Raw genomic sequence first — 460 nt, 5'->3', positions numbered from 1 at the left:
TTAACGTAAATATTATTAGTACAGATTAGTTTGGCCCCACACACCATGTGTTAGGAAGAGAAATGATCGTATTTTCAGTTTTACCTGCTTTCCGTAATGTTATAACTCCGTTCTGAGAAGACCTAAAATGTCCTTCTGTGAAAGTGCCATCTAGTGTTCCAACACGAAGGAGATCACCTTTATCAAAGTTTTCATTGATCGCATTTTCAAAACCCAGTACAGAGCTTATATCGCAAGATTTTGTCATTTATTTCACCTCCTATTTATGAATTCAATATCTAGTATATTCATAAAACTAGTGTAGTGATTGGACAATTGCTAGAGGATTCGTAGTAGTGGAAATTTCTTCACTGGGAAATGTATCCATGATAATCAAACCATGGGTACCTTCAATCAGGATTGAATTAGCTAAATCAAATCCAATGGCAACATAATAGGTGCTATAACACCTACGGTCTCG

The 460-nt window shown here is 35.9% G+C and carries 1 protein-coding gene; it reads right to left on the bottom strand.

The window, feature by feature from the left end; translation table 11 throughout:
• Positions 1-25 precede the first annotated feature (25 nt).
• Positions 26-247, bottom strand: a complete 222-nt coding sequence (locus tag AB1471_RS17110) for a hypothetical protein (RefSeq protein WP_367780943.1) — start codon at positions 245-247, stop codon at positions 26-28.
• Positions 248-460 lie beyond the last annotated feature (213 nt).

The organism is Jeotgalibacillus marinus (assembly GCF_040801915.1).
In the GTDB taxonomy this organism is placed as follows: domain Bacteria; phylum Bacillota; class Bacilli; order Bacillales; family Jeotgalibacillaceae; genus Jeotgalibacillus; species Jeotgalibacillus marinus.
This window is presented reverse-complemented; position numbering and strand designations above follow the sequence as displayed.

Bases quoted from the DNA above. Each gene is read 5' to 3' on its own strand.
- AB1471_RS17110 (WP_367780943.1), bottom strand. From the start codon at position 247: ATGACAAAATCTTGCGATATAAGCTCTGTACTGGGTTTTGAAAATGCG.